Here is a 21002-nt window from a genome sequence, read left to right on the forward strand (position 1 = left end):
GACTTGCATGTATTAGGCACGCCGCCAGCGTTCGTCCTGAGCCAGGATCAAACTCTCCAATAAAGTTTGACTTGCTCATTTCTTAACTGACGAGAATTTGTTCAATTCTCTATTTCAACGTCCCACCGAAGTGGTTCGTTTTACTCACTCGTTGTTCAGTTTTCAAAGATCAATCTGTGTTTCTCTTTCGTCATCCGCATCTCAGCGGCGACTTTTATAATATATCATACTTCCTATCAACTTTGCAAGTACTTTTTTTAAAAAAGTTTTTTGAAGTTTGTTTTGAAGTTTGATGGCCGCCGGTTGGCGGCATCACCTTCGAAAAGGAAGCGAAAATTAATTTACCATATACTCAGCCGGTTAGTCAACACTTTTTCGCAGAATTAATGTTTGATTTGCGGAAACTTCCCGTTACGCGCATATTTGGAGAGTTCTTTCTGCGGGGCAAACCGGGCATACATGCGGAACACCGTTTTATATCGGTTAGCTATAGCCTGCCTGATGTTTTGGTCCAATCGTTGGTCGCTCAAATCCAGCAGCATCTCATCCAGTTCTTTTCGCAGTACATAATCAAGCTCTTTGCACTCTTTTTCATTGAATAGCATTCCCAGCATGATAGGACCTCCTTGTATAGTTAAGCGAACATGTAACGTCACTCCATCGGATTAAAGCTTCTCTTGCCTATGTAATGGTGATTAACCGTGTTGGCGGGATCTCTAAACCGAATGTATGCTGTCTGCGCATGATGATGAACGCCCTGTCCACGCAGCTCTCTCTTTACTCTGCTAAGCTGCTTTATTAGGTATGCACAATTTCAGGGGAAATTATGACATCAGCCACAACGTAATTGTACTTTCGATCATTGCGGCAACGAGCAGCAGCAAGACAACCCATAAGGAGGCAGTCCCCAGCTTACGCCAAAAGCCGCGCCACTCCGCGCCTATCCCGCTTCTGCGCTCGCCTGTCGCCGTTACGCTTCTTAACACCAGCCCGCCAAAAGCAAGACCATATCCGCAAGCGATCACTATGACCGGTATCTCGATGATCCCATGAGGCAGCAGTCCTTTCACAATCAGATCAAACAGACTCTCTCCGCTCTCCCCCACGACTTTCAGTAAGAAACCAATCACCATACCATTGATGACCAGGAAGAAGAACGGTATCACGCCAAGCAGCAGGCCTGAGAACATGACCAACACACTCTTAATGCTGTTGTTAAGAAAGATAAAGACAAAGAAGCTCCATTCCGGATGCTCGGAGGAACCCAGCTGCTGGCTAATCTCCCCTAATCCTTGAAGCTGACCTAGAAGGAATTGTTCGAACCCCTCTGAACTCGCTCCCGCCACGATTCCGGCTATAAATATGACCGCTGCCAGGAGCAATGCCTTCCGGATGGATCCTAAATCTCTGAGAAAATTGCTAAAACGTAACATTCGAGAACCTCCTAAATTGGTATAACTGGCAAGTACGAGCATATGTTGAAAGTAAACAAGCTATTGCACACTGAAGGGAGAGGGGCGTACGTATTATGAATTCTTTTTATGTATTCAACGGCAGAAAGATTAAGCGGTTTTTCTTCGTTCTTGCCGCAGCGATCTTTGCAATCGGCGTTATTTATGTGGAGAGTGACAACATCTCGGTCTTCTCCGAGAACAACCCGTCAGCGATTTACAGCGTGTCTACGGACAAGAAACAGATCGCGTTAACGTTTGACATCAGCTGGGGCGAAAAACGCGCAGAGCCTATTTTACAGGCCTTAAAGGACAATGGAGTTCAAAAAGCAACCTTCTTCCTGTCTGCGCCATGGAGCAAAACGCATCCCGATATCGTGAATGCCATTAAGGAAAGCGGATATGAAATCGGGAGCCACGGCTTCAAGCACGATAATTACAGCACGCTCACCGATGAGGAAATACGCAAGCAGATTTCTTCGGCACATACTATTTTAACCGCAATGACCGGACAAGAACCCAAATTAATACGGATGCCTAACGGAGATTTTGACAAAAGAGTGCTCGGTATAGCCCAAAGCCTTAACTACACGGTGATCCAGTGGGATACCGATTCCAGGGACTGGAAGAATATCGGCGTCGAGAAAATTGTGGACCGCGTAGTCTCCAAAGCGCACCCGGGAGACATCGTGCTGATGCACGCCAGTGACTCCGTGAAACAAACCCATGAAGCACTCCCACTTATCATCAAGGAACTTCGTAATAAAGGCTACGAGTTCGTTACGGTAACCGATCTGCTTCAACAGGGCAGCACCCAAGGCACCGAGGTTCGCGATCACGCTTCATTGCAGAAGAGCATCGAGGATGCAGGCGGACTATAAACTCTCGAGGAAGTCCTCCTGTAATTGAATAATGCTTAACAAAAAAAGAGCTAAGGTGTTAGCTCTTTTTTTCGTCCTGTGTTACTTTATGAAGCGTCAGAATTTGGTATGCATTACAGATCAGCAATGGTACCACCATAAAAATCGTGGCGTTGCTGACTCCAATTTGCAGTACACCGATAATCTCCACAATGGAAATCGCCATCATAAAGAAAAGGGTTGGAATCCATGCATTAGCATTTGTACTCTTCACTTTAAGATAAGCCACGACAACGGCAATAATCAAAATGGAAATACCCAAAATCAAATCTTGCTGCAAGCTAGTGGATCCGCCGACAAAGGTACGGAAGAACATCAGCTCCAGCAATGCTAGAACAGCCAACACAATCTGAATGTATTGCCAGGTTTTCCTGCGGAAAATGCCTATCCCCATATAATTTAAAGTCAGGTACGCAAAAAAGCCCATCTGGGAGTATACGCTCACCAGTGCCCCAGAGCCCAACAAAATCAGCGGGTATATCAATAAATCGGCCATTCCCGTGAATTCGATCGCGCCGTTAAACAACTGCAGGATCAGACCTACAATTAATGCCGCCACTGCCCCAACGAGCAGCGTTTTCAAAAACAATTTAGACCACTTTCGTAAGCTCAACTAACTTCCACCCCCACAGATCATTATTTTACCAACGTTCACAATAAAAAACCATTCTGAATCCGACATATTTCTGCAAATCCATCACATACTATGCGAAGAAGCGTAAGAAAAACATCTATCGGCGTACTTTTACAGAGGACTGACCGCATGCAGAGGATGTTTTTCTTGCGATTATCGAATTTGTTCAGCTCCGCTGAAAACTTATAAATTCAATGATCTTGAAAAAGGAGGACAACGGTAATGAAGTGGCCGTTATTTCGTTTATGTATTATCGTCTTCGTTGCTGCCGTGGTGCTTACCGCTTGTGGTGCAGAACAAAGCTCGTCCCCGCAGCTCGGATATAAAGAGATCAAGTCCATGGTGGTCGACATTCTCAAAACCGATGAAGGTAAAAAGGCGGTAGAGGAAGCGCTTGGCGGCGGATCCGGCGGTTCCTCCGGCAGCGGCGGCTCGATGGGAATGCGGATGATGTCCGCCCAGTCAGGGGATCAAATCCGGATGGCGGTTAAGGATACACTGGTGTCGGAGGAATATAAGAAGGAAATTGAGAAGATTATGACCGATCCGCAATTCGCCGGTGATTTTGCGAAAGCCATCAATTCCGAAAGCAAGCAGCTGCATATGCAGCTCATCAAGGACCCGACGTATCAAAAAGCGATTCAGGATATGTTAAAGTCTCCGGATGTGATGAAATCGTTTCTTGAATTGACCAATACCCCGGATTATCGCAAACAGTCCATGACCGTCATGCAGGAAGCTATGCAGAACCCGCTGTTCCGCATGGAGGTGCTGGAACTGCTCAAAACGGTTGTGAAAGACGAACTTCAGCCTAAAGTGGAGAAGAAAAAACAAGGCGAAGGACAGGGACAAGAAGAGCAAGGCGGCGGTGGTGAAGGTGGCGGTGAAGGTGAAGAAAGCGGAGAAGGCGGAGGCGGCGGAGGCGGCAGCTAAGCAACACATCCCCATAAACGAAAACAAGCTCCCTACCTAGGGAGCTTGTTTCATAATATGGAACTTGTCTAAACGGATTCCTCCAGCTTAGCGGCAATTCTTGCGGCTATCTCATCGTAGATCCCTGCGCTCTCGGTACCTGCCTTATACACCGATGGGGAGAAATCAGGCTCTGATGGGTGGTTGTCCGGCGCGCCTAACGGAAGCTGCGCAAGCAGCTCGGTATGAAGCGTCTCGGCAAGCTTTCCGCCGCCTCCACGACCAAATACATAATCCTTCTCCCCGCCATGGGAACAGACATAATAGGACATATTCTCCACGACACCCAAGATTTCGTGATCGGTCTGCAAGGCCATCGCGCCCGCTCTGGCGGCAACAAAAGCCGCGGTAGCATGCGGGGTGGTTACAATGATCTCTTTGCTCTGCGGAATCATCTGATGCACGTCAAGCGCTACGTCCCCTGTGCCTGGCGGCAGGTCCAGCAGCATGTAATCCAGATCCCCCCAAGCGACATCCGCGAAAAATTGACGCAGCATTTTGCCAAGCATCGGTCCGCGCCAAATCACCGGACTATTCTCCCGGATGAAGAAACCCATGGACATCACCTTGACACCAAAACGCTCAACCGGATGGATGACGCCCTCTTCGGTTACGGACGGCCCCTCTTCAATGCCCATCATGTCCGGTACGCTGAAGCCGTAAATATCCGCGTCAATCAAACCGACCTTCTTGCCTTGGCGAGCCAAAGCTGCAGCTAAATTCACCGTAACGGTGGATTTGCCAACGCCGCCTTTGCCGCTTGCAATCGCAATGAAATGAACGCCGGACTGCTCGCTAAGGAGCGTATTCTGCTCCATGCCGGCAGCATGCCCTTTGGTTAGCTTCTCACGATCGTTATCTTCCTCCCGGGTTGCTCCGCTAACAGCGTTGTCTAGAGGGCGCATGCGGATATGTATATCCTCCGCCCCCATAGCTTCAAGAATTTCTCTGATCTGCGCTTCCAGGGAAGCGCGTACATCTTCACTACTGTAAGTCACGGATAATCGGACCGTGCGTTCCTTTACAACAATATCTCGAATACGCTGGAGCTCCATCAGGCTCTTCCCGGTTTCGGGATCGCGTAAAGGCTGGAGTATCTCCTGTACCGTTTCTCTAGTCAGCATATAAGCACCTCTGCTCTATGTAATGGAATAGACAGTGTTTCGATTTCATGTCCATTATACCATTACTCTGCAGCTTGTGACGACTCGTTGGTGGACTCTCCGGAGGTATAACGCAGAATGCCATTATACACGGAAGCTGCGACCTTTCTCTGATATTTCTCATCACGGAGCAATTCGGATTCCTCTGGATGGGACAAGAAACCGACCTCCACCAGTGCAGATGGCATGCGCAGGGCCTGGAGCAAAAATACCTTATCATCCGTTTTGGCCAGACGCTGCGTATTCTCCAGGTTATGTCTGATTTCAGCCTGAATCCATTCGGCGAGTTTTTTACTTTCCCCGTTATTCGGAGGGAAAAAGGTCTGCGCCCCTCTCCATCGATTGGACGGAATGCTGTTCAGATGCATGCTGATAAACAGATCTGCTTTACTGTCCTCGATCATCCGCACGCGTTGTTTGAGGTCTTCCGTTTTACGCTTGGAATAGCCCTTTGTGCTTTCTGCAGCCAGATCGTAATCTCCTTCTCTTGTCATAATGACGAGCGCGCCTGCCTGCTGCAAATAATCCCGTAAATACAAGGTGATCGCCAGGTTTACATCCTTCTCTATGACACCTTGTCGGCTTACCGCCCCGCCATCTGGTCCGCCATGTCCTGCATCAAGGGCGATGACTTTGCCGGCAAGCGGCAAACTCCAGGTATTCGACGTTTTGGCAGATGGGATTTCGTATGTTACAACGATAATGAGCAGTGCCAGCAGCACAGCTCCAATCATGGTTTGCTTGATTCTCTTCAACGATATCCACACCGTAACCTTGTCCGTTCTCCGCCTGGACATAACAAAACCACCTCGTCCCATGAGTTGTTCTACTCCATCATATGGGACAAGGTGGCTATTTATGCCTTTGTTATACCGTAATCTGCTCTTTCATGCCTTCGATCAGCACTTGCGCGACTTCCGGACGCGTAAATTCCGGCGGTGGGCACTGCCCTTCGCGAAGCAAGCCACGGACTTTCGTTCCCGACAAGGTCAGATGATTTTCCTTAGGGTGCGGACATGTTTTGCTTGAGGCCATGTTTCCGCAAGTGGTGCAGAAGAAGCTGTGCTCGAAGAACAGCGGGGTAATACCCAACTCTTCTGCAGTGAAATTCCTGAAAATTTCCTGCGCCTCATACGTACCGTAATAGTCACCGACTCCTGCGTGATCCCGGCCAACGATAAAATGGGTGCATCCATAGTTTTTCCGAACCATGGCATGAAATACAGCTTCCCTAGGTCCCGCATAACGCATAGCAGCCGGAAATACGCCCAGGAAGGTGCGATCCGCGGGATAGTAGTTCTCCAGCAAGGTCAGATAGCTCTTCATTCGCACATTGGCAGGAACGTCATCCGATTTGGTCTCTCCTACAAGCGGATTGAGGAATAATGCGTCTACAATCTCCATTGCACTCTTCTGAATGTATTCATGTGCACGGTGAACCGGATTTCGGGTCTGAAAGCCGACAACCGTATTCCAGCCCTTGGCTTTGAACTGTTCGCGGGTCTCTGCCGGATCAAAATAAAATTCGCCAAACCGTTCAGGCTGTGGACGATTCAAGACTTGGATCGGCCCGCCTACATAGGTCGAAGGACGTTCAAAAAGCTTCTTCACGCCTGGATGCTCCGGATCATCGGTCTTAAATACTTGAACAGCCTCGACTTGCTGATCCACCTGGTAGACGCTCTCTACATCGATAACGCCATAGACGACCCCATCTTCTTCGCCTACAAGTGCCGCCTTCTCGCCGACGACAAGTTTAGCCGCTGTCTGCTCATCAACAGCCAGTGTGACCGGTATGCTCCACACCGTACCGTCCGATAAACGCATAGAGGAAACCACAGACTTGTAATCCTGCTCGTTCAGAAATCCTTGCAATGGTGAAAATGCCCCGACCCCGATCAGATCCAGGTCCGATATGGTCCAGGCGTTTACAGGGACTTTATAAAGAGTCTCGACCTGTCTCAATAAATCTTCACGCTCTGCTCCTTGGGCTACCCGCTGTACCAGCGTACCGCCATGAGGGAGTATGGCTGTCATGAATAATTCCTCCTTCTTATGCTGTAACTATACGATCCTAAGTCGTTCATGATTGGTTTATTTATGAAGTCCGCACTCCGTCTTCTCATGACCTGACCAACGTCCAGCACGTGGATCTTCGCCTGGCATGACCTGTCGTGTGCAATGTTCGCAGCCAATGCTTGGATAATTCTGATCATGCAGCGGGTTGTAGATGATCTCGTTAGCTCGGATGTAGTTCCACACATCCTCGCTAGTCCAGCCTGCGATCGGATTGAACTTCACCAACCCGAACTTGGTATCGTACTCAATCTTCTTCGAATTAGCTCGGGTAGGCGCTTGATCTCTTCGTATCCCTGTAATCCAAGCCTCATATTGAGACAAAATCCGAGTCAATGGTTCTACCTTTCGGATGTTACAGCACTCCGTCGGGTTGACGCTCCATAATGCTTCACCATGCTGAGCCGCTTGCTCTTCCGGCGTAATGAGCGGAGAGACCCGCACGAATTCCAGGCCATAACGTTCGGCCATACGATCCCGCGTCTCGTATGTCTCCTTGAAATGAAAATCGGTATCCAGATAAAAAATATCCGTCGACGGGCTAATCTTTTGAATCATATCCACCAATACCACATCTTCTGCTCCAAAACTGCAAGCAAACGTTATATTGGGAAATGTCTTGATCGCAAATGCGATGACTTCCTCTGCCGATGCATGCTCAAGCTCTTCTGCTTGCACTCGGATCAAATCCTCTTTCTCCAGCAAATTCATGATTGGATGCCTCCCCCGTAATTATTCCCGATAATCCTACTGAAATAATATGAATTAAATACAGTATAAAACATTCCTAATAAATGTCAACCATCAAATCGATACCAATAAAAACGAAAAAGCCCTTCCTGCACAAGCAGAAAGGGCCTTCCTTCTCTTCAATTTCCAAACATTTTGACAAATACCAATCTTAGTCTGTTGTTGCCACCGATACCTCTTTAGTTCTAGTACCAGCACTGGCACTTTTCCCTTCCGAATCCTCGGGTTTGGGAGCCGATCCCTGATTCGAGGTCCGCAGTGGAATTTCTTTTAGGAAGAATACGAGCAGCAGTGCGACTACGAGAACTAACGTCCCTGTGAGGAACACCATCGACAATGTATTTCCAAGTGCATCGCGGATACTATCGATCATTTGTACGAATAATGGCTGTACCTCCGCAGGAAGACTTGCCTGCGTCTGCTCAATCAGCGGTTTATTCATCAGTGTCTGCGGATTGGCGAAGGAGAGCATCTGCTGAGCCAGCTGTGGATCCACAGAGCTAAAATCCGGTGCATTAGCTGACTGAAGAGCTTCCTTCAGATTCTTTGTCAGGTTGTTCGACATAACCGTACCCATGACCGCGATCCCGATCGTCCCCCCAAGATTACGGAACAATTGGGATGAAGCCGTTGCTACACCGAGCTCATTGTGGGGTACCGCATTCTGCGTAGCCAGTGAGAATACCGGCATACCCAAGCCAAGACCGATACCGAAAATAATGGTACTAACCACAGTAAGCCAGATGTTGTCCATGAACACCATAATTCCCATACCGACCATCATAATTGGAACTCCAAGAAGTGCGTACCGTTTGTACTTACCACTCTTCGCAATGAGTTGACCTGCTACGGCACTTGTACCCATCATGAAAATCGACATGGGTATAGTTACATAACCCGCATAGGTTGGTGAGATACCAAGTACACCTTGAACATAGAAGGAAATATAAATCATGGCACCCATCAAACCAAAGTTCATAAAAAATCCAATCAGATTAGAAACCGTAACGACACTATTTTTAAACAAACTAAGTGGCAATACAGGTTCCTTCGCTTTCATCTCTACCAAGATAAAGATAAGAGCCGATACAACCGAAGCTGCGATGAGTCCAATAATCTCCGGCGATCCCCAAGGATATTCCGTACCTGCCCAAGAAAAGGCCAGCAGTAAAGGAACGATAGACGTTGTAAGGAACAGAGAGCCCAGATAGTCAATGGACTGTCCAGGTTTGCGTTCAACCTTCGGAAACAGCGTCCAGATCATGATAAAGGCCACTACACCCAGCGGCAGGAAGATCCAGAACAACCAACGCCATTCGATGTTATCGACCAGATACCCGCCTAGGGTAGGACCAAGGACACTGGAAAAACCGAATACCGCGGTCATCAGCCCCATCCATTTACCACGTTCCCGAGGAGGGAATAAGTCCCCGACCGACATAAAAGCGGTTGACTGGATAATACCGGCACCTATACCTTGAATACCACGGTAAATAATGAATTGGTACACGTCTGTGGATGTGCCTGTTAGGAACGCCCCTAACATGAAAAATAATATACCGATCAAAATAAACGGCTTACGTCCGAACATGTCGGACAGCTTACCCACCAATATCGTTGCGATCGTTGATGTTAACAAATAAATGTTGATGGTCCATGTATAATAATCCATACCATCGAGAATGGCGATAATCCGCGGCATTGCGGTGCTTGTTATCGTCTGGTTAATGGCTGCGAAGAACATCGCAGCCATGATCGCTATCATAATTGAAATTTTACGTTTAAGCGTTAAATGCTCCATGCTCCACCTCTACCCATTGTGATTGTCTTTATCTATGTTTGACAGCATCAAGGAGAAGATTCTTCTCAAATGCTGAATGTCTTCCTCAGAGAGGAAGTTAAAAAAACCTTGAATCATTTCCTTCTGATCCTTCTTCACTTTCTTAATGATCTCAAGACCCGGTTCCAAGAGCGTGATGTTGACAACTCTGCGGTCATCCTCAGCGCGTTCTTTCTGCAGATATCCTTCTGCAACCAATTTATCCGTCAGTCCGGTTATAGCCGGCGGTGTCAGTGACAAGACTTCAGCAAGCTCCGATACCTTCAGAGGCCCGCGCAGCTTTAATACATACAGTACCTGAAATTGAGGAAAGCTTAAATTGTATTTCCCGGCGCTCGACTTGTTCCATTCCTGAGAAATGTTCTTCATCAGTGCCCGGAACATCGACGACACCTTAAAAATCTCTTCATTGCGATCCAACTATATCCCCCCTTCCTTGCTCCGAAAATTACTTATTTAATTAATGATTAAATATTAATTATTTAAGTACTTAATTAATTCGCAATAAATAATATATCTCTATTTACATATCAAGTCAAGTGGTTAACGATGTAAGAACATCCATATGCATATCCTTCTATCCGCAGGTTGTGCACATCATGTGAACAACCTACCCACATTTGGCGAACGAATTCCAAGTGTGTTGTCAATGATGTGCATATCTTTGTGGACAAACTACTTTCTGATAACGTAAAAAAGCCCTTGACCATAATGGCCAAGGGCTTGGTAAATCGGAAATATTAACGCTTGGAGAACTGAGGAGCGCGACGAGCTGCTTTAAGACCGTATTTTTTACGTTCTTTCATACGAGGGTCGCGAGTCAGGAATCCAGCTCTTTTCAGAGAAGGACGGAATTCTGGATCTGCTTTCAGAAGAGCACGGGAGATACCGTGACGAATTGCTCCAGCTTGACCGGAGATGCCGCCACCATGAGCGATGACAAGCACGTCATATTTGCCCAGTGTTTCTGTCAGATTCAAAGGTTGTTTAACGATCAGTTTGAGTGTTTCCAAACCGAAATATTCATTAATATCACGTTTATTGATGACAATGCGTCCTTCACCCGGTACGAGGCGTACACGTGCTACCGAGTGTTTACGACGACCTGTCCCATAGTATTGTACTTGTGCCATGAAACTGTCCTCCTTTTTAATTAACCGCGAAGTTCATAAACTTCTGGTTTTTGTGCTTCATGTGGATGTGCTGTGCCTGCATATGCTTTCAGTCTCAGCTTCATTTTCTCGCCCATGCGAGTTTTAGGAAGCATTCCGTGAACCGCGCTTTCGATTACGCGCTCTGGGTATTTAGCAATCAGGTCTTGAGCTGCAGTTACTTTCAATCCACCTGGATGCAGGGAGTGACGATAGTATTTCTTGTTCTCCATCTTTTTGCCAGTGAGGTGGATTTTCTCGGAGTTGATAACAACCACGAAATCCCCTGTGTCAACATGTGGAGTGAATTGAGGCTTATGTTTGCCGCGGATCAGAGCCGCAACTTCACTTGCCAAACGGCCAAGCGTCTTGCCTTCGGCATCAACGATGTACCATTTGCGCTCAACTTCATTTGGCTTCGCCATATAGGTGGTACGCATGTATAGTTCCTCCTTGTATTCGTCCGAAAATCATCATTAATTTTCATTATTTATCTTCGATCATGTTTAAAGCATTGTCATGGTGTTGCAGTCTTGCATTCGGTATTTTCTTAACCGGGGCTGTGGGAGAGCCGTTAAGAAAACACAACTTATATAATACAGGATTACGCCCACTTCCGCAAGTGTTTTTTGGTTTTCCACCTTACACCATGCGTGTTATTCAAACAAGTCACCCATCACGTCCAGAAGCGATTTCTTCTTCTTTTTGTGATCGCCTGGTCCGTGGTCTAAATATCGACGGTCATTGAGGTTAACCCTTCTCGGCGATATCATACTCCACTTCCCATAACATCAGGCCCTTGCCCATAGCTGTTGGACCGGCTGCTGCCCGGTTTTTGGCTTCCAGTATGACCAACATGTCATCCGGATGGCGCTTACCTTCCCCTACCTCAATCAACGTTCCCATAATAATCCGAACCATATGCTGCAGAAACCCATTCCCGGATACATACGTATGAATGACTCCTTGATCTCTCGTGCCCGGACGGCACATGGACGTATCCTTCTCGATCCAAGCATCAAAAATAGTACGAACATGGGACGGCTTCGTCGACTTCCGTGACGCAAACGTTGTATAGTCATGCGTTCCGATCAGATGAGAAAGTCCCTGCTCCATCGCTGCGATATCCAGTTTCCCATGATGGTGGATCTGGTACCGCCGGTTAAATAGATCCGGATATTGGTTTGCATTGATGGTAAAACGATAGGTTTTCCGTTTCGCTGCATGGCGGGAATGGAATTCCATAGGTACCTCCATCGCATCCGAAACCACGATATCTTCCGGCAGCCAAGTGTTTAATGCCATACACCAACGCTCTACGGGAATTGGAGAAGCTGTGTAGAAGTTGAATACCTGGGCACGAGCATGCACCCCGGCATCTGTCCGGCCAGAAGCCGTAATCTTAAGCTGTTCACCAGACAAACGGCGGATCGCTTCCTCCAAATAATCCTGAATCGTGTGACCACCGGGCTGGGTCTGAAAGCCGTTATAATCGGTACCGTCGTAACTGACCTTCATCAGAAGATTACGCATTGCTGACCTCCTGAGTGCTTTCATCGAAATACGCCGCAACAACGAAAGCCTGTACACATTATAAGAAAACATCAATCGCGGCTTTTCTCAAGGATGAGCGACCGCGATTAGAAGGTAGGTTTTCTTGGGATATAGAATTGCATCAGCTTCGCTGACAACCTATAAATTCTATATCTATCAAAAAAGAGCCCCATAGGAGCTCCTTTTCATCATGTTAAGCCGAACCCTTCGAGTCAGCCACATGACTAGAAGGTCCCCGTTATTGTTGCCCATGGAGTAGTCGAGACGAGTCGAACCAAATGATCGACTATATCTCGCACCACTTCCCGTTCATGGCTCCAAGAATAAACATCTACGGAGCCGGGCATACATAACTACAGTCACTTCAATGGAACAAAGCTAATTTACGCGCGATCTACCAGTTCCAAGTAAACCATTGGAGCTGCGTCACCACGACGAGGACCCAGTTTCAGGATACGAGTGTATCCGCCTGGACGCTCGGAGTAACGAGGAGCGATTTCGGAGAACAATTTTTGGATTGCATCTTGTTCACCGTCTACTGTTTCACGACGCACGAATGCAGCTACTTGACGACGAGCGTGAAGATCACCTTTTTTTGCTTTTGTGATCAACTTCTCAGCGATCGAACGAACTTCTTTCGCTTTGGCTTCAGTCGTTTGAATGCGCTCATATAAGAAAAGGTCGGTTACCAGGTCACGGAACAACGCTTTACGCGCACTGGAATCGCGGCCCAACTTTTGGTATGCCATGTGTTTTTTCCCTCCTTTGCTAAGCTAAGCCGAATCTATGCTATTCTTCCGTACGAAGTCCCAGGCCCAACTCTTCAAGCTTCTCTTGAACTTCCTCCAAGGATTTGCGTCCGAGGTTCCGGACTTTCATCATATCCTCTTCGGTTTTCGTGGTCAGCTCTTGTACCGTATTAATGCCGGCACGTTTCAAGCAGTTGTAGGAACGAACGGAAAGATCCAGCTCTTCGATCGTCATTTCAAGCACTTTTTCTTTCTTGTCTTCTTCTTTCTCAACCATGATCTCCGCATCCTTCGCTTCGTCGGTCAGACCTACGAAGAGGAACAGATGCTCAGTCAAGATTTTCGCGCCGAGACTAACAGCTTCTTCCGGGCGGATGCTGCCATCCGTCCAAATTTCAAGCGTCAGTTTATCGTAGTTGGTTACTTGACCAACACGCGTATTTTCCACACCGTAGTTAACACGGCTAATCGGAGTATAGATCGAATCGACGGGAATGACGCCGATAGGCTGGTCATCGCGTTTGTTCCGATCCGCCTGGACATAGCCACGACCGCGACTGGCAAAAATACGCATATGAAGTCTTGCACCAGGGCCGAGCGTTGCAATATGAAGATCTGGGTTCAGAATCTCCACATCACTATCCGCACGGATGTCACCAGCAGTAACAACCCCTTCACCCTCCGCATCAATCTCGAACACTTTCTCTTCATCGGAATGAATTTTCAGAGACAAAGCTTTCAGGTTCAGGATGACCTCGGTCACGTCTTCCATGACACCCGGAATCGTGGAAAATTCATGCAGTACGCCATCGATTTGAATCGATGTGACTGCAGCTCCCGGTAGTGAGGATAACAAGATGCGGCGAAGCGAGTTCCCCAGCGTCGTGCCATACCCTCTCTCCAGAGGCTCAACTACGAATTTCCCATAGGTTCCATCTTCATTGACATCAACGGTCTCAATTTTCGGCTTTTCGATTTCAATCACGCAAGTACCCCTCCTTCAAACGTCGCTCCTATATGAAACTGTCATCTTATCCAGTAATCCATGTAGTAGTATGCCTAAACAACCATTATTAGCAGATTGCAACGGATTTATACCACATTAACAGGATGACTTCATTATACGCGACGACGTTTTGGTGGGCGGCATCCGTTATGTGGAATTGGTGTAACGTCTTTGATCAGGTTTACTTCGAGACCTGCTGCTTGCAGAGAACGAATTGCTGCTTCACGACCAGCACCAGGACCTTTAACCATTACTTCCACCGCTTTCATACCGTGTTCCATAGCCGCTTTGGCAGCTGTTTCAGCAGCCATTTGCGCAGCGAACGGGGTCGACTTACGGGAACCTTTAAATCCAAGGCCGCCGGAGCTTGCCCAAGAAATCGCGTTTCCGTGAGGATCCGTAATCGTTACGATTGTATTGTTGAATGTGGAGCGGATATGAGCCACGCCACTTTCAATATTTTTGCGGTCACGACGTTTAGTACGTACGACTTTTTTTGGTTTAGCCATTGTCTATTATCCCCCTTTCTTATTTCTTCTTGTTCGCTACGGTACGACGAGGACCTTTACGTGTACGAGCATTCGTTTTAGTACGTTGACCACGAACAGGCAATCCACGACGGTGACGAATACCGCGGTAGCAGCCGATCTCCGTGAGACGTTTAATATTTAAGGAAATTTCACGACGCAGGTCACCTTCTACCTTAACCATACCATCGATCGTTTCGCGCAATTTGCTGACTTCATCTTCTGTCAAATCACGGACACGAGTGTCTGCATTGATTCCAGTTTCTTTCAGTACTTTCTGGGAAGTCGTTTTACCGATTCCGAAAATGTAAGTCAAGGCGATCTCAACGCGTTTGTCACGTGGCAAATCCACACCAGCTATACGAGCCATTTTACGCTACACCCCCTTCTTTAACCTTGTTTTTGTTTGTGTTTCGGATTTTCACAGATAACCATTACGTTCCCTTTGCGGCGAATGACTTTGCATTTTTCGCAAATAGGCTTTACAGAAGGTCTTACCTTCATGCTAATTACCTCCTCCAAGTTTTACATTGTAAAACCAGCTTCGAAACTAAAGTAGTTTGTTACCGCTGCTGAGTTTTACGTCAGTAAAACCGCTTCGCAGCTTTCCTTGATTCCCCAGGGGAACCTTGAATCTATTTACGGTACGTGATACGACCTTTGGTTAAATCATACGGCGAGAGTTGAACAACCACTTTGTCTCCTGTAAGGATACGGATAAAGTGCATCCGCAGCTTTCCGGAAACATGAGCGAGAATCTGATGACCATTCTCCAGCTCGACTTTAAAGGTAGCATTCGGCAACGGCTCAATGACCGTTCCTTCGACTTCAATGACATCTTCTTTAGCCACAGTTAGTCTCCTTTCTGATCTGCCTTGGATTTATCGGATACAAACCGGTCCAGTGCGAAACGCAGTTTACCGTTTGTAACCCGACCGCTTTCTTGCAAACTGTTTACCACTTCACTGCTAATGTAGGATTGAGGTTCAAGATGAAGAACATTCTTCTTCTTGGCCCCGTCAAACTTGCGTTTGTCCCCATCCGCAATCAACACGAACCTGCTGTCCTCAATCGAAACGATAACGGCATACTGTCCGGCATCTCTACCTTTCAGTATCTTAACAATCTGACCGGGTTGAAGCATGACTTCATTATTCATGTTATCACCCTATTCCGGCAGCTTCGTCAAAATTTCCATGCCATCCGGCGTGACTGCTACCGTATGCTCGAAGTGAGCACATAGTGAGCCGTCTACCGTTACAACCGTCCAGTTGTCTTCCAGCGTCTTGACATTCCGTTTACCCGCATTGACCATCGGCTCGATCGCGAGCACCATGCCCGGTTTGAGTCTTGGTCCGCGGTCTGGGATGCCATAGTTCGGAATTTGCGGATCCTCATGCAGATCGGTACCCACACCATGACCAACGTATTCCCGGACGACAGAGAACCCTGCATCCTCGATGTGACGCTGTATGGCATGAGAGATTGTAAACAAGCGGACATCGGGTTTGATTAGCGCAAGTCCAGCATAGAGCGATCCTTCCGTTACGTCCAGCAGACGCTGGGCTTCTTCGGAAATTTCTCCTACAGCGTAGGTCCATGCCGAGTCACCATGGTAACCCTGGTACTGTGCACCGATATCAAACGTAACGATATCGCCCTCGATTAATTTGCGTTTGCCTGGAAATCCATGCACCAATTCTTCGTTGACTGATGCGCAAATGCTGGAAGGAAATCCGTTGTAGCCTTTAAAAGATGGCACAGCGCCTTGGCTTCGAATGAACTTGTCGGCCATAAGGTCAAGCTCCCCGGTCGTAATGCCCGGTTCTACATGAGCGGCAAGGAGTTTGTGGCATTCCGCCACGATCCTTCCTGCCTCTCTCATCAAGCTCAGTTCCGTTTCGGATTTACAAATGATCATTATACTTAACCTCTCAGTATAGACGCAATTTGTGATGAAACCACGTCGATTTCCTGATCACCATCGATTTGACGCAAAAGACCTTTGTTCTCATAAAACGTGAGGAGTGGTGCTGTTTTGTTGATATATTCGTCTAAACGAATGCCGACGCTCTCTTCGTTATCATCGGAGCGCTGGTACAATTCGCCGCCGCATTTATCACAAATGCCTTCCTGTTTAGGAGGATTAAAGATCACATGATAAGTCGAACCACAGTTTTTGCAAATCCGGCGGCCGGTAAGGCGAGCCAGAAGCTTTTCCCGATCAACTTTCAGGTTGATGACGTGATCGAGACCAGTATTCAAGCGGGCGAGAATCTCATCCAGCGCTTCCGCTTGCGAAAGGGTTCTTGGAAAACCGTCCAATAAAAAACCTTTTTCGCAATCGGACTGCTGCAAACGCTCCTCCACAATACCAATCGTTACGTCATCCGGTACCAGCAGCCCCTGATCCATGAATTCCTTCGCTTTAATCCCGATGGGAGTTCCTTGTTTGATCGCCAGACGAAATGCATCGCCTGTTGAAATATGAGGAATACCGAATTCATTCACGATGTTTTCTGCTTGCGTCCCTTTTCCTGCCCCAGGAGGACCCATGAATAAGATGTTCACCTTACGTCACTCCCTCCCCTTGATTGACTAGCAAGAACAACACAATAGGCGCCGGGAAGCGATACAGACCACTCGCCGGAACCTATCGCCTATTTATTGATAAAACCTTTGTAGTGACGTTTGATCAGTTGGCTTTCGATCTGCTTCATCGTATCCAGTGCAACACCGACCACGATCAAGAGGGACGTACCACCAATCTGAACTGTACGAGGAAGACCTGCAAGTGATCCAAAGAACACCGGAAGCACGGAGATCACGGCCAGGAACAATGCTCCTGTCATGGTCAAACGGGTCATAACCCGAGTCAGATACTTCTCGGTAGCTTTACCAGGACGAATGCCCGGTACATAGCCGCCGTTCTTCTTCATATTATCAGCCATTTGGTTCGGGTTCATCTGCACGAAGGTGTAGAAGAACGTGAAACCAATGATCATGAGTACATACAGTACCATTCCAAGCGGGCTGTCATAAGCCAGGTTCGCCGTAATCCACTTTGCCCAATTCATGTGTGCCCAGAAGCTGGCGAGGATAACCGGGAATTGCAGCAATGACATCGCAAAGATTACCGGAATAACGCCTGCTCCGTTAATCTTGAGTGGAATGTGTGTGTTCTGTCCGCCGTACATTTTGTTTCCTACAACACGCTTCGCGTATTGAACCGGAATCTTACGGATACCTTGCTGAATGAATACAACACCGGTAATGATCAAAATCAAAATCAGAAGGATGATAACACCCTTCAGAATGTTCATAAACACTTGACCATCCTGAATGAAGTTCGATTCAATCGTTGTCCGAATGTGCATTGGAATACCAGCAGCGATACCAGCAAAGATAATGATCGAAATACCGTTACCGATTCCGCGTTCCGTAATCTGTTCACCGAGCCACATCAAGAATGATGTACCTGCAGTAAGCACGATCGCGATAACAACAAAGTCGATAAAGGTTGCTCCAGGAACCATTTCGGCACCATACAGGCGGTTAAACCCGACGGACATACCGAACGCCTGAATCAAACCCAATATTACCGTACCATAACGAGTAATTTGAGCCAACTGCTTCTTCCCGTGTTCCCCTTGTTTGTTCCATTCCGCAAACTTTGGAATGACGTCCATCGACAGCAACTGCACGATAATGGACGAAGTAATATATGGAAATATCGAAAGGGCGAAGATCGAAAACTGCGATAGTGCGCCCCCCGAGAACGTGTTAAGAAGACCGAACAACTCATTGCCTGCCTGATTCGTCTGGGTAAAAACATCTTTGTTAACACCGGGAACCGGAACAAATGATCCAATACGGAAGATGATCAGAACGAATAAGGTGAACAAGATACGCTTGCGAAGGTCATCCACACGCCATATATTTTTCAGGGTCTTAAACATTAGATCACCTCGGTTTTACCGCCGGCAGCCTCGATCTTCTCTACCGCAGATTGAGAAAACTTATTAGCTTTTACAGTCAAAGAAACGGTAACTTCACCGTTGCCAAGAATTTTGATTCCGCTCTTTGTATTGTTAACAATACCGCTCTCAACCAAAACTTCTGGAGTCACTTCAGTACCTGCTGCAAAGCTGTTAAGTTCTTCGATGTTCACAATCGCGTACTCTTTCCGAGTTGGGTTTACGAAACCGCGCTTCGGAAGACGACGATACAATGGGTTCTGTCCACCTTCGAAGCCTGGACGTACACCACCGCCGGAACGAGAGTTTTGTCCTTTGTGACCGCGACCCGACGTTTTACCCGTACCGCTACTAGTACCGCGTCCAACGCGCTTGCGTTCTTTGCGGGATCCAGGTGCTGGGCTCAGCTCATGTAACTTCATCGTTCGTTGCACCTCCTTAATATGTCCGGGAATAAACTGCCCGGGATTAACCTTCGATTTCTTTAACAGAAACCAGGTGATTTACTTTCTTGATCATTCCGCGAATTGCAGCATTGTCGCTTTGAACCACGGAATGGTTGATTTTGCGAAGTCCGAGTGTTTTCACGGTTGCACGCTGATCCTCTGGACGACCAATCACGCTGCGTACGAGGGTGATTTCAAGTTTAGCCATGAGATTCCCTCCTTAACCCAACAGCTCTTCGACGGATTTGCCGCGAAGCTTGGCAACATCTTCAACACGCTTCAGGCGGGACAACCCTTCCAAAGTCGCATTGACCATGTTCATGGAGTTCGAAGAACCTAGAGATTTTGTCAAAATGTCGCCTACGCCAGCCAGTTCAAGTACTGCACGAACCGGTCCGCCAGCGATAACTCCAGTACCTTCAGATGCCGGCTTCAACAATACTCGGCCTGCTCCGAAGTGACCTGTTACGAGGTGAGGAATAGTTGTTCCAACAAGTGGAATGTGAATCAGGTTTTTCTTAGCATCTTCAATACCTTTGCGGATTGCATCCGGTACTTCGCCTGCTTTACCGATACCTGCTCCTACCCAACCTTTGCCATCACCGACAACTACCAGTGCGCTAAAGCTAAAGCGACGTCCGCCTTTTACAACTTTAGCAACGCGGTTAATGTTTACTACTCTTTCAGTCAGTTCTAAAGTGTTAGGATCTACACGCAAGTCGTTTACCTCCTTTTGAAAATATCTTAGAATTCAAGGCCTGCCTCGCGAGCTGCCTCTGCAAGTGCTTGAATACGTCCATGATACAAGTAGCCACCACGATCGAATACGATCACTTTGTAACCTTTGTCTGCAGCACGTTTTGCAACGAGTTCGCCGACTTTACGAGCGGATTCAACGCTTCCGCCGTTCTTGATGTCGTTAGCCAGTTCTTTATCCAGCGTAGAAGCTGATGCCAAAGTCACGCCAGCCACGTCGTCGATCAATTGAGCATAGATGTGTTTCGAAGAACGGAACACGTTCAGACGTGGACGTTCTGCTGTGCCTTGGATTTTCTTACGGACACGCAGGTGTCTTTTCAGACGAGCTTTGTTCTTGTCTTGTTTCGTGATCATGCTTCCATTTCCTCCCTTCAGTTTTGCCTTAAGAGCTTCACTTTTAGACGCATCGGGTAAGTATGGGAGAAGAAGTAAGTTATCCACCAAGTGAATCCCCGGTTAACTAACTTATTTCTTCTTACCAGCTTTACCTTCCTTACGGATAATGCGTTCACCTTCGTATTTAATCCCTTTACCTTTGTATGGCTCAGGCTCACGTACGGAACGAATCTTAGCAGCGTATGCACCTACGCGCTCTTTATCGATACCGCGAACCGTGATTTTCGTGTTTGCCGGTACGTCGAACTCAATACCTGGCTCCGGTGTAATTTCAACTGGGTGGGAGTAACCCACGTTCAGAACGATTTTATCTCCGGATTTGCTTGCACGGTATCCGACACCTACCAACTCAAGGTTTTTCGAGAATCCTTCAGTTACACCGTTGACCATATTCGAGACAACGCTGCGGGTCGTGCCGTGAAGAGAGCGATGTGTTTTGTTGTCGGAAGGACGAACAACATTGATCTCGTTGTTTTCTACTGTAATTTGCATGTCTTTATGCAGTTCACGAGTCAAGGTACCTTTAGGTCCTTTAACAGTGATTACAGTGTTATCCAGTGTGACTTCCACACCGTTTGGAATAGCAATTGGTTTACGACCAATACGGGACATTCATTACACCTCCTATCTT

At 47.4% G+C, this 21002-nt stretch carries 30 protein-coding genes and 1 rRNA gene; 3 read left to right on the forward strand and 28 right to left on the reverse strand.

The features are described from left to right. The 3 genes from PAEVO_RS32270 to PAEVO_RS32280 all read right to left on the reverse strand — a co-directional run. A 16S ribosomal RNA gene (locus tag PAEVO_RS32270) occupies nt 1-63 on the reverse strand; the annotation flags it as partial. A 320-nt stretch (nt 64-383) separates the two neighbouring features. Next, complete coding sequence (locus PAEVO_RS32275) at nt 384-614, reverse strand: hypothetical protein (RefSeq protein ID WP_009592811.1); 231 nt, start codon at nt 612-614, stop codon at nt 384-386. Between the two features lie 210 nt (nt 615-824). Then, entirely contained in the window at nt 825-1433 is a 609-nt protein-coding gene (locus tag PAEVO_RS32280; RefSeq protein WP_100541534.1) for a stage II sporulation protein M, read from the reverse strand. Nucleotides 1434-1528: 95 nt separating this feature from the next. Between PAEVO_RS32280 and pdaB the strand changes: the two genes are divergently transcribed. Continuing rightward, a complete protein-coding gene (gene pdaB, locus PAEVO_RS32285) occupies nt 1529-2332 on the forward strand; it encodes a polysaccharide deacetylase family sporulation protein PdaB (protein WP_100541535.1) in 804 nt (267 codons plus the stop codon). A 58-nt stretch (nt 2333-2390) separates the two neighbouring features. Here the strand turns inward: pdaB and PAEVO_RS32290 are convergent, their stop codons facing one another. Then, entirely contained in the window at nt 2391-2984 is a 594-nt protein-coding gene (locus PAEVO_RS32290) for a KinB-signaling pathway activation protein (RefSeq protein WP_100541536.1), read from the reverse strand. 243 nt (nt 2985-3227) lie between these two features. Here PAEVO_RS32290 and gerD point away from each other — a divergent pair, with 243 nt between their 5' ends. After that, nucleotides 3228-3938, forward strand: a complete 711-nt coding sequence (gerD, locus tag PAEVO_RS32295; protein ID WP_100541537.1) for a spore germination lipoprotein GerD — start codon at nt 3228-3230, stop codon at nt 3936-3938. Between the two features lie 68 nt (nt 3939-4006). Here gerD and PAEVO_RS32300 read toward each other — a convergent pair whose 3' ends face one another. The 8 genes from PAEVO_RS32300 to rplM form a co-directional block, all read right to left on the reverse strand. After that, nucleotides 4007-5101 (reverse strand): Mrp/NBP35 family ATP-binding protein, encoded by a 1095-nt coding sequence (locus PAEVO_RS32300; RefSeq protein ID WP_100541538.1) that lies wholly within the window; start codon nt 5099-5101, stop codon nt 4007-4009. 62 nt (nt 5102-5163) lie between these two features. Continuing rightward, nucleotides 5164-5937 (reverse strand): N-acetylmuramoyl-L-alanine amidase CwlD, encoded by a 774-nt coding sequence (cwlD, locus tag PAEVO_RS32305; protein WP_100541539.1) that lies wholly within the window; start codon nt 5935-5937, stop codon nt 5164-5166. Between the two features lie 70 nt (nt 5938-6007). After that, nucleotides 6008-7177 carry a sulfate adenylyltransferase gene (sat, locus tag PAEVO_RS32310; protein ID WP_100541540.1) on the reverse strand — a complete coding sequence of 390 codons (1170 nt, stop codon included), beginning with the start codon at nt 7175-7177 and terminating at the stop codon, nt 6008-6010. Between the two features lie 57 nt (nt 7178-7234). Continuing rightward, complete coding sequence (locus PAEVO_RS32315; protein WP_100541541.1) at nt 7235-7927, reverse strand: phosphoadenylyl-sulfate reductase; 693 nt, start codon at nt 7925-7927, stop codon at nt 7235-7237. A 190-nt stretch (nt 7928-8117) separates the two neighbouring features. Beyond that, entirely contained in the window at nt 8118-9767 is a 1650-nt protein-coding gene (locus tag PAEVO_RS32320) for an MDR family MFS transporter (protein ID WP_100541542.1), read from the reverse strand. Between the two features lie 9 nt (nt 9768-9776). Beyond that, entirely contained in the window at nt 9777-10226 is a 450-nt protein-coding gene (locus PAEVO_RS32325) for a MarR family winged helix-turn-helix transcriptional regulator (protein ID WP_100541543.1), read from the reverse strand. Nucleotides 10227-10546: 320 nt separating this feature from the next. After that, the gene (gene rpsI, locus PAEVO_RS32330; protein ID WP_006212891.1) at nt 10547-10939 is read right to left on the reverse strand and encodes a 30S ribosomal protein S9; all 393 of its coding nucleotides are present in this window, start codon (nt 10937-10939) and stop codon (nt 10547-10549) included. 20 nt (nt 10940-10959) lie between these two features. Continuing rightward, nucleotides 10960-11397, reverse strand: coding sequence for a 50S ribosomal protein L13 (gene rplM / locus PAEVO_RS32335; RefSeq protein WP_100541544.1), 438 nt, complete (start codon nt 11395-11397; stop codon nt 10960-10962). Between the two features lie 62 nt (nt 11398-11459). Between rplM and PAEVO_RS34065 the strand changes: the two genes are divergently transcribed. Further along, nucleotides 11460-11705: a hypothetical protein gene (locus PAEVO_RS34065; protein ID WP_165789789.1), complete on the forward strand. Its 246-nt coding sequence runs from the start codon at nt 11460-11462 to the stop codon at nt 11703-11705. A gap of 2 nt (nt 11706-11707) precedes the next feature. On the opposite strand, the gene truA is transcribed toward PAEVO_RS34065, so the two are convergent. The 16 genes from truA to rplF all read right to left on the reverse strand — a co-directional run bounded on the left by truA (nt 11708) and on the right by rplF (nt 20983). Next, on the reverse strand, nt 11708-12490 hold the full coding sequence (truA, locus tag PAEVO_RS32340; protein ID WP_100541545.1) for a tRNA pseudouridine(38-40) synthase TruA: 783 nt from the start codon (nt 12488-12490) through the stop codon (nt 11708-11710). Between the two features lie 404 nt (nt 12491-12894). Beyond that, nucleotides 12895-13260, reverse strand: coding sequence for a 50S ribosomal protein L17 (rplQ, locus tag PAEVO_RS32345; RefSeq protein ID WP_071221011.1), 366 nt, complete (start codon nt 13258-13260; stop codon nt 12895-12897). 40 nt (nt 13261-13300) lie between these two features. Beyond that, entirely contained in the window at nt 13301-14245 is a 945-nt protein-coding gene (locus PAEVO_RS32350) for a DNA-directed RNA polymerase subunit alpha (RefSeq protein WP_071221012.1), read from the reverse strand. 134 nt (nt 14246-14379) lie between these two features. After that, nucleotides 14380-14775, reverse strand: coding sequence for a 30S ribosomal protein S11 (gene rpsK / locus PAEVO_RS32355; RefSeq protein ID WP_009589209.1), 396 nt, complete (start codon nt 14773-14775; stop codon nt 14380-14382). 19 nt (nt 14776-14794) lie between these two features. Continuing rightward, nucleotides 14795-15163 carry a 30S ribosomal protein S13 gene (gene rpsM / locus PAEVO_RS32360; RefSeq protein WP_006212897.1) on the reverse strand — a complete coding sequence of 123 codons (369 nt, stop codon included), beginning with the start codon at nt 15161-15163 and terminating at the stop codon, nt 14795-14797. A gap of 20 nt (nt 15164-15183) precedes the next feature. After that, the gene (gene rpmJ / locus PAEVO_RS32365) at nt 15184-15297 is read right to left on the reverse strand and encodes a 50S ribosomal protein L36 (protein ID WP_003333770.1); all 114 of its coding nucleotides are present in this window, start codon (nt 15295-15297) and stop codon (nt 15184-15186) included. 131 nt (nt 15298-15428) lie between these two features. Next, entirely contained in the window at nt 15429-15644 is a 216-nt protein-coding gene (gene infA, locus PAEVO_RS32370; RefSeq protein WP_006212898.1) for a translation initiation factor IF-1, read from the reverse strand. A 2-nt stretch (nt 15645-15646) separates the two neighbouring features. Then, a complete protein-coding gene (locus tag PAEVO_RS32375) occupies nt 15647-15952 on the reverse strand; it encodes a KOW domain-containing RNA-binding protein (protein WP_100541546.1) in 306 nt (101 codons plus the stop codon). A gap of 9 nt (nt 15953-15961) precedes the next feature. Then, on the reverse strand, nt 15962-16714 hold the full coding sequence (gene map / locus PAEVO_RS32380) for a type I methionyl aminopeptidase (protein WP_006212900.1): 753 nt from the start codon (nt 16712-16714) through the stop codon (nt 15962-15964). Between the two features lie 5 nt (nt 16715-16719). Then, nucleotides 16720-17364 carry an adenylate kinase gene (locus PAEVO_RS32385; protein WP_100541547.1) on the reverse strand — a complete coding sequence of 215 codons (645 nt, stop codon included), beginning with the start codon at nt 17362-17364 and terminating at the stop codon, nt 16720-16722. An 89-nt stretch (nt 17365-17453) separates the two neighbouring features. Beyond that, the gene (gene secY, locus PAEVO_RS32390) at nt 17454-18752 is read right to left on the reverse strand and encodes a preprotein translocase subunit SecY (RefSeq protein WP_100541548.1); all 1299 of its coding nucleotides are present in this window, start codon (nt 18750-18752) and stop codon (nt 17454-17456) included. After that, on the reverse strand, nt 18752-19192 hold the full coding sequence (gene rplO / locus PAEVO_RS32395; protein WP_006212903.1) for a 50S ribosomal protein L15: 441 nt from the start codon (nt 19190-19192) through the stop codon (nt 18752-18754). Before rplO ends, secY begins: the two co-directional genes overlap by 1 nt. 46 nt (nt 19193-19238) lie before the next feature. Beyond that, complete coding sequence (gene rpmD / locus PAEVO_RS32400; RefSeq protein WP_006212904.1) at nt 19239-19424, reverse strand: 50S ribosomal protein L30; 186 nt, start codon at nt 19422-19424, stop codon at nt 19239-19241. Nucleotides 19425-19436: 12 nt separating this feature from the next. Beyond that, a complete protein-coding gene (rpsE, locus tag PAEVO_RS32405; protein WP_009589212.1) occupies nt 19437-19934 on the reverse strand; it encodes a 30S ribosomal protein S5 in 498 nt (165 codons plus the stop codon). Nucleotides 19935-19960: 26 nt separating this feature from the next. Next, entirely contained in the window at nt 19961-20329 is a 369-nt protein-coding gene (gene rplR / locus PAEVO_RS32410) for a 50S ribosomal protein L18 (protein WP_071221017.1), read from the reverse strand. Between the two features lie 111 nt (nt 20330-20440). Continuing rightward, on the reverse strand, nt 20441-20983 hold the full coding sequence (gene rplF, locus PAEVO_RS32415; RefSeq protein ID WP_071221018.1) for a 50S ribosomal protein L6: 543 nt from the start codon (nt 20981-20983) through the stop codon (nt 20441-20443). Nucleotides 20984-21002 lie beyond the last annotated feature (19 nt).

The sequence above is a fragment of the Paenibacillus sp. GM2FR genome, from assembly GCF_002803325.1.
Taxonomy (GTDB): Bacteria; Bacillota; Bacilli; order Paenibacillales; family Paenibacillaceae; genus Paenibacillus_AQ; species Paenibacillus_AQ lautus.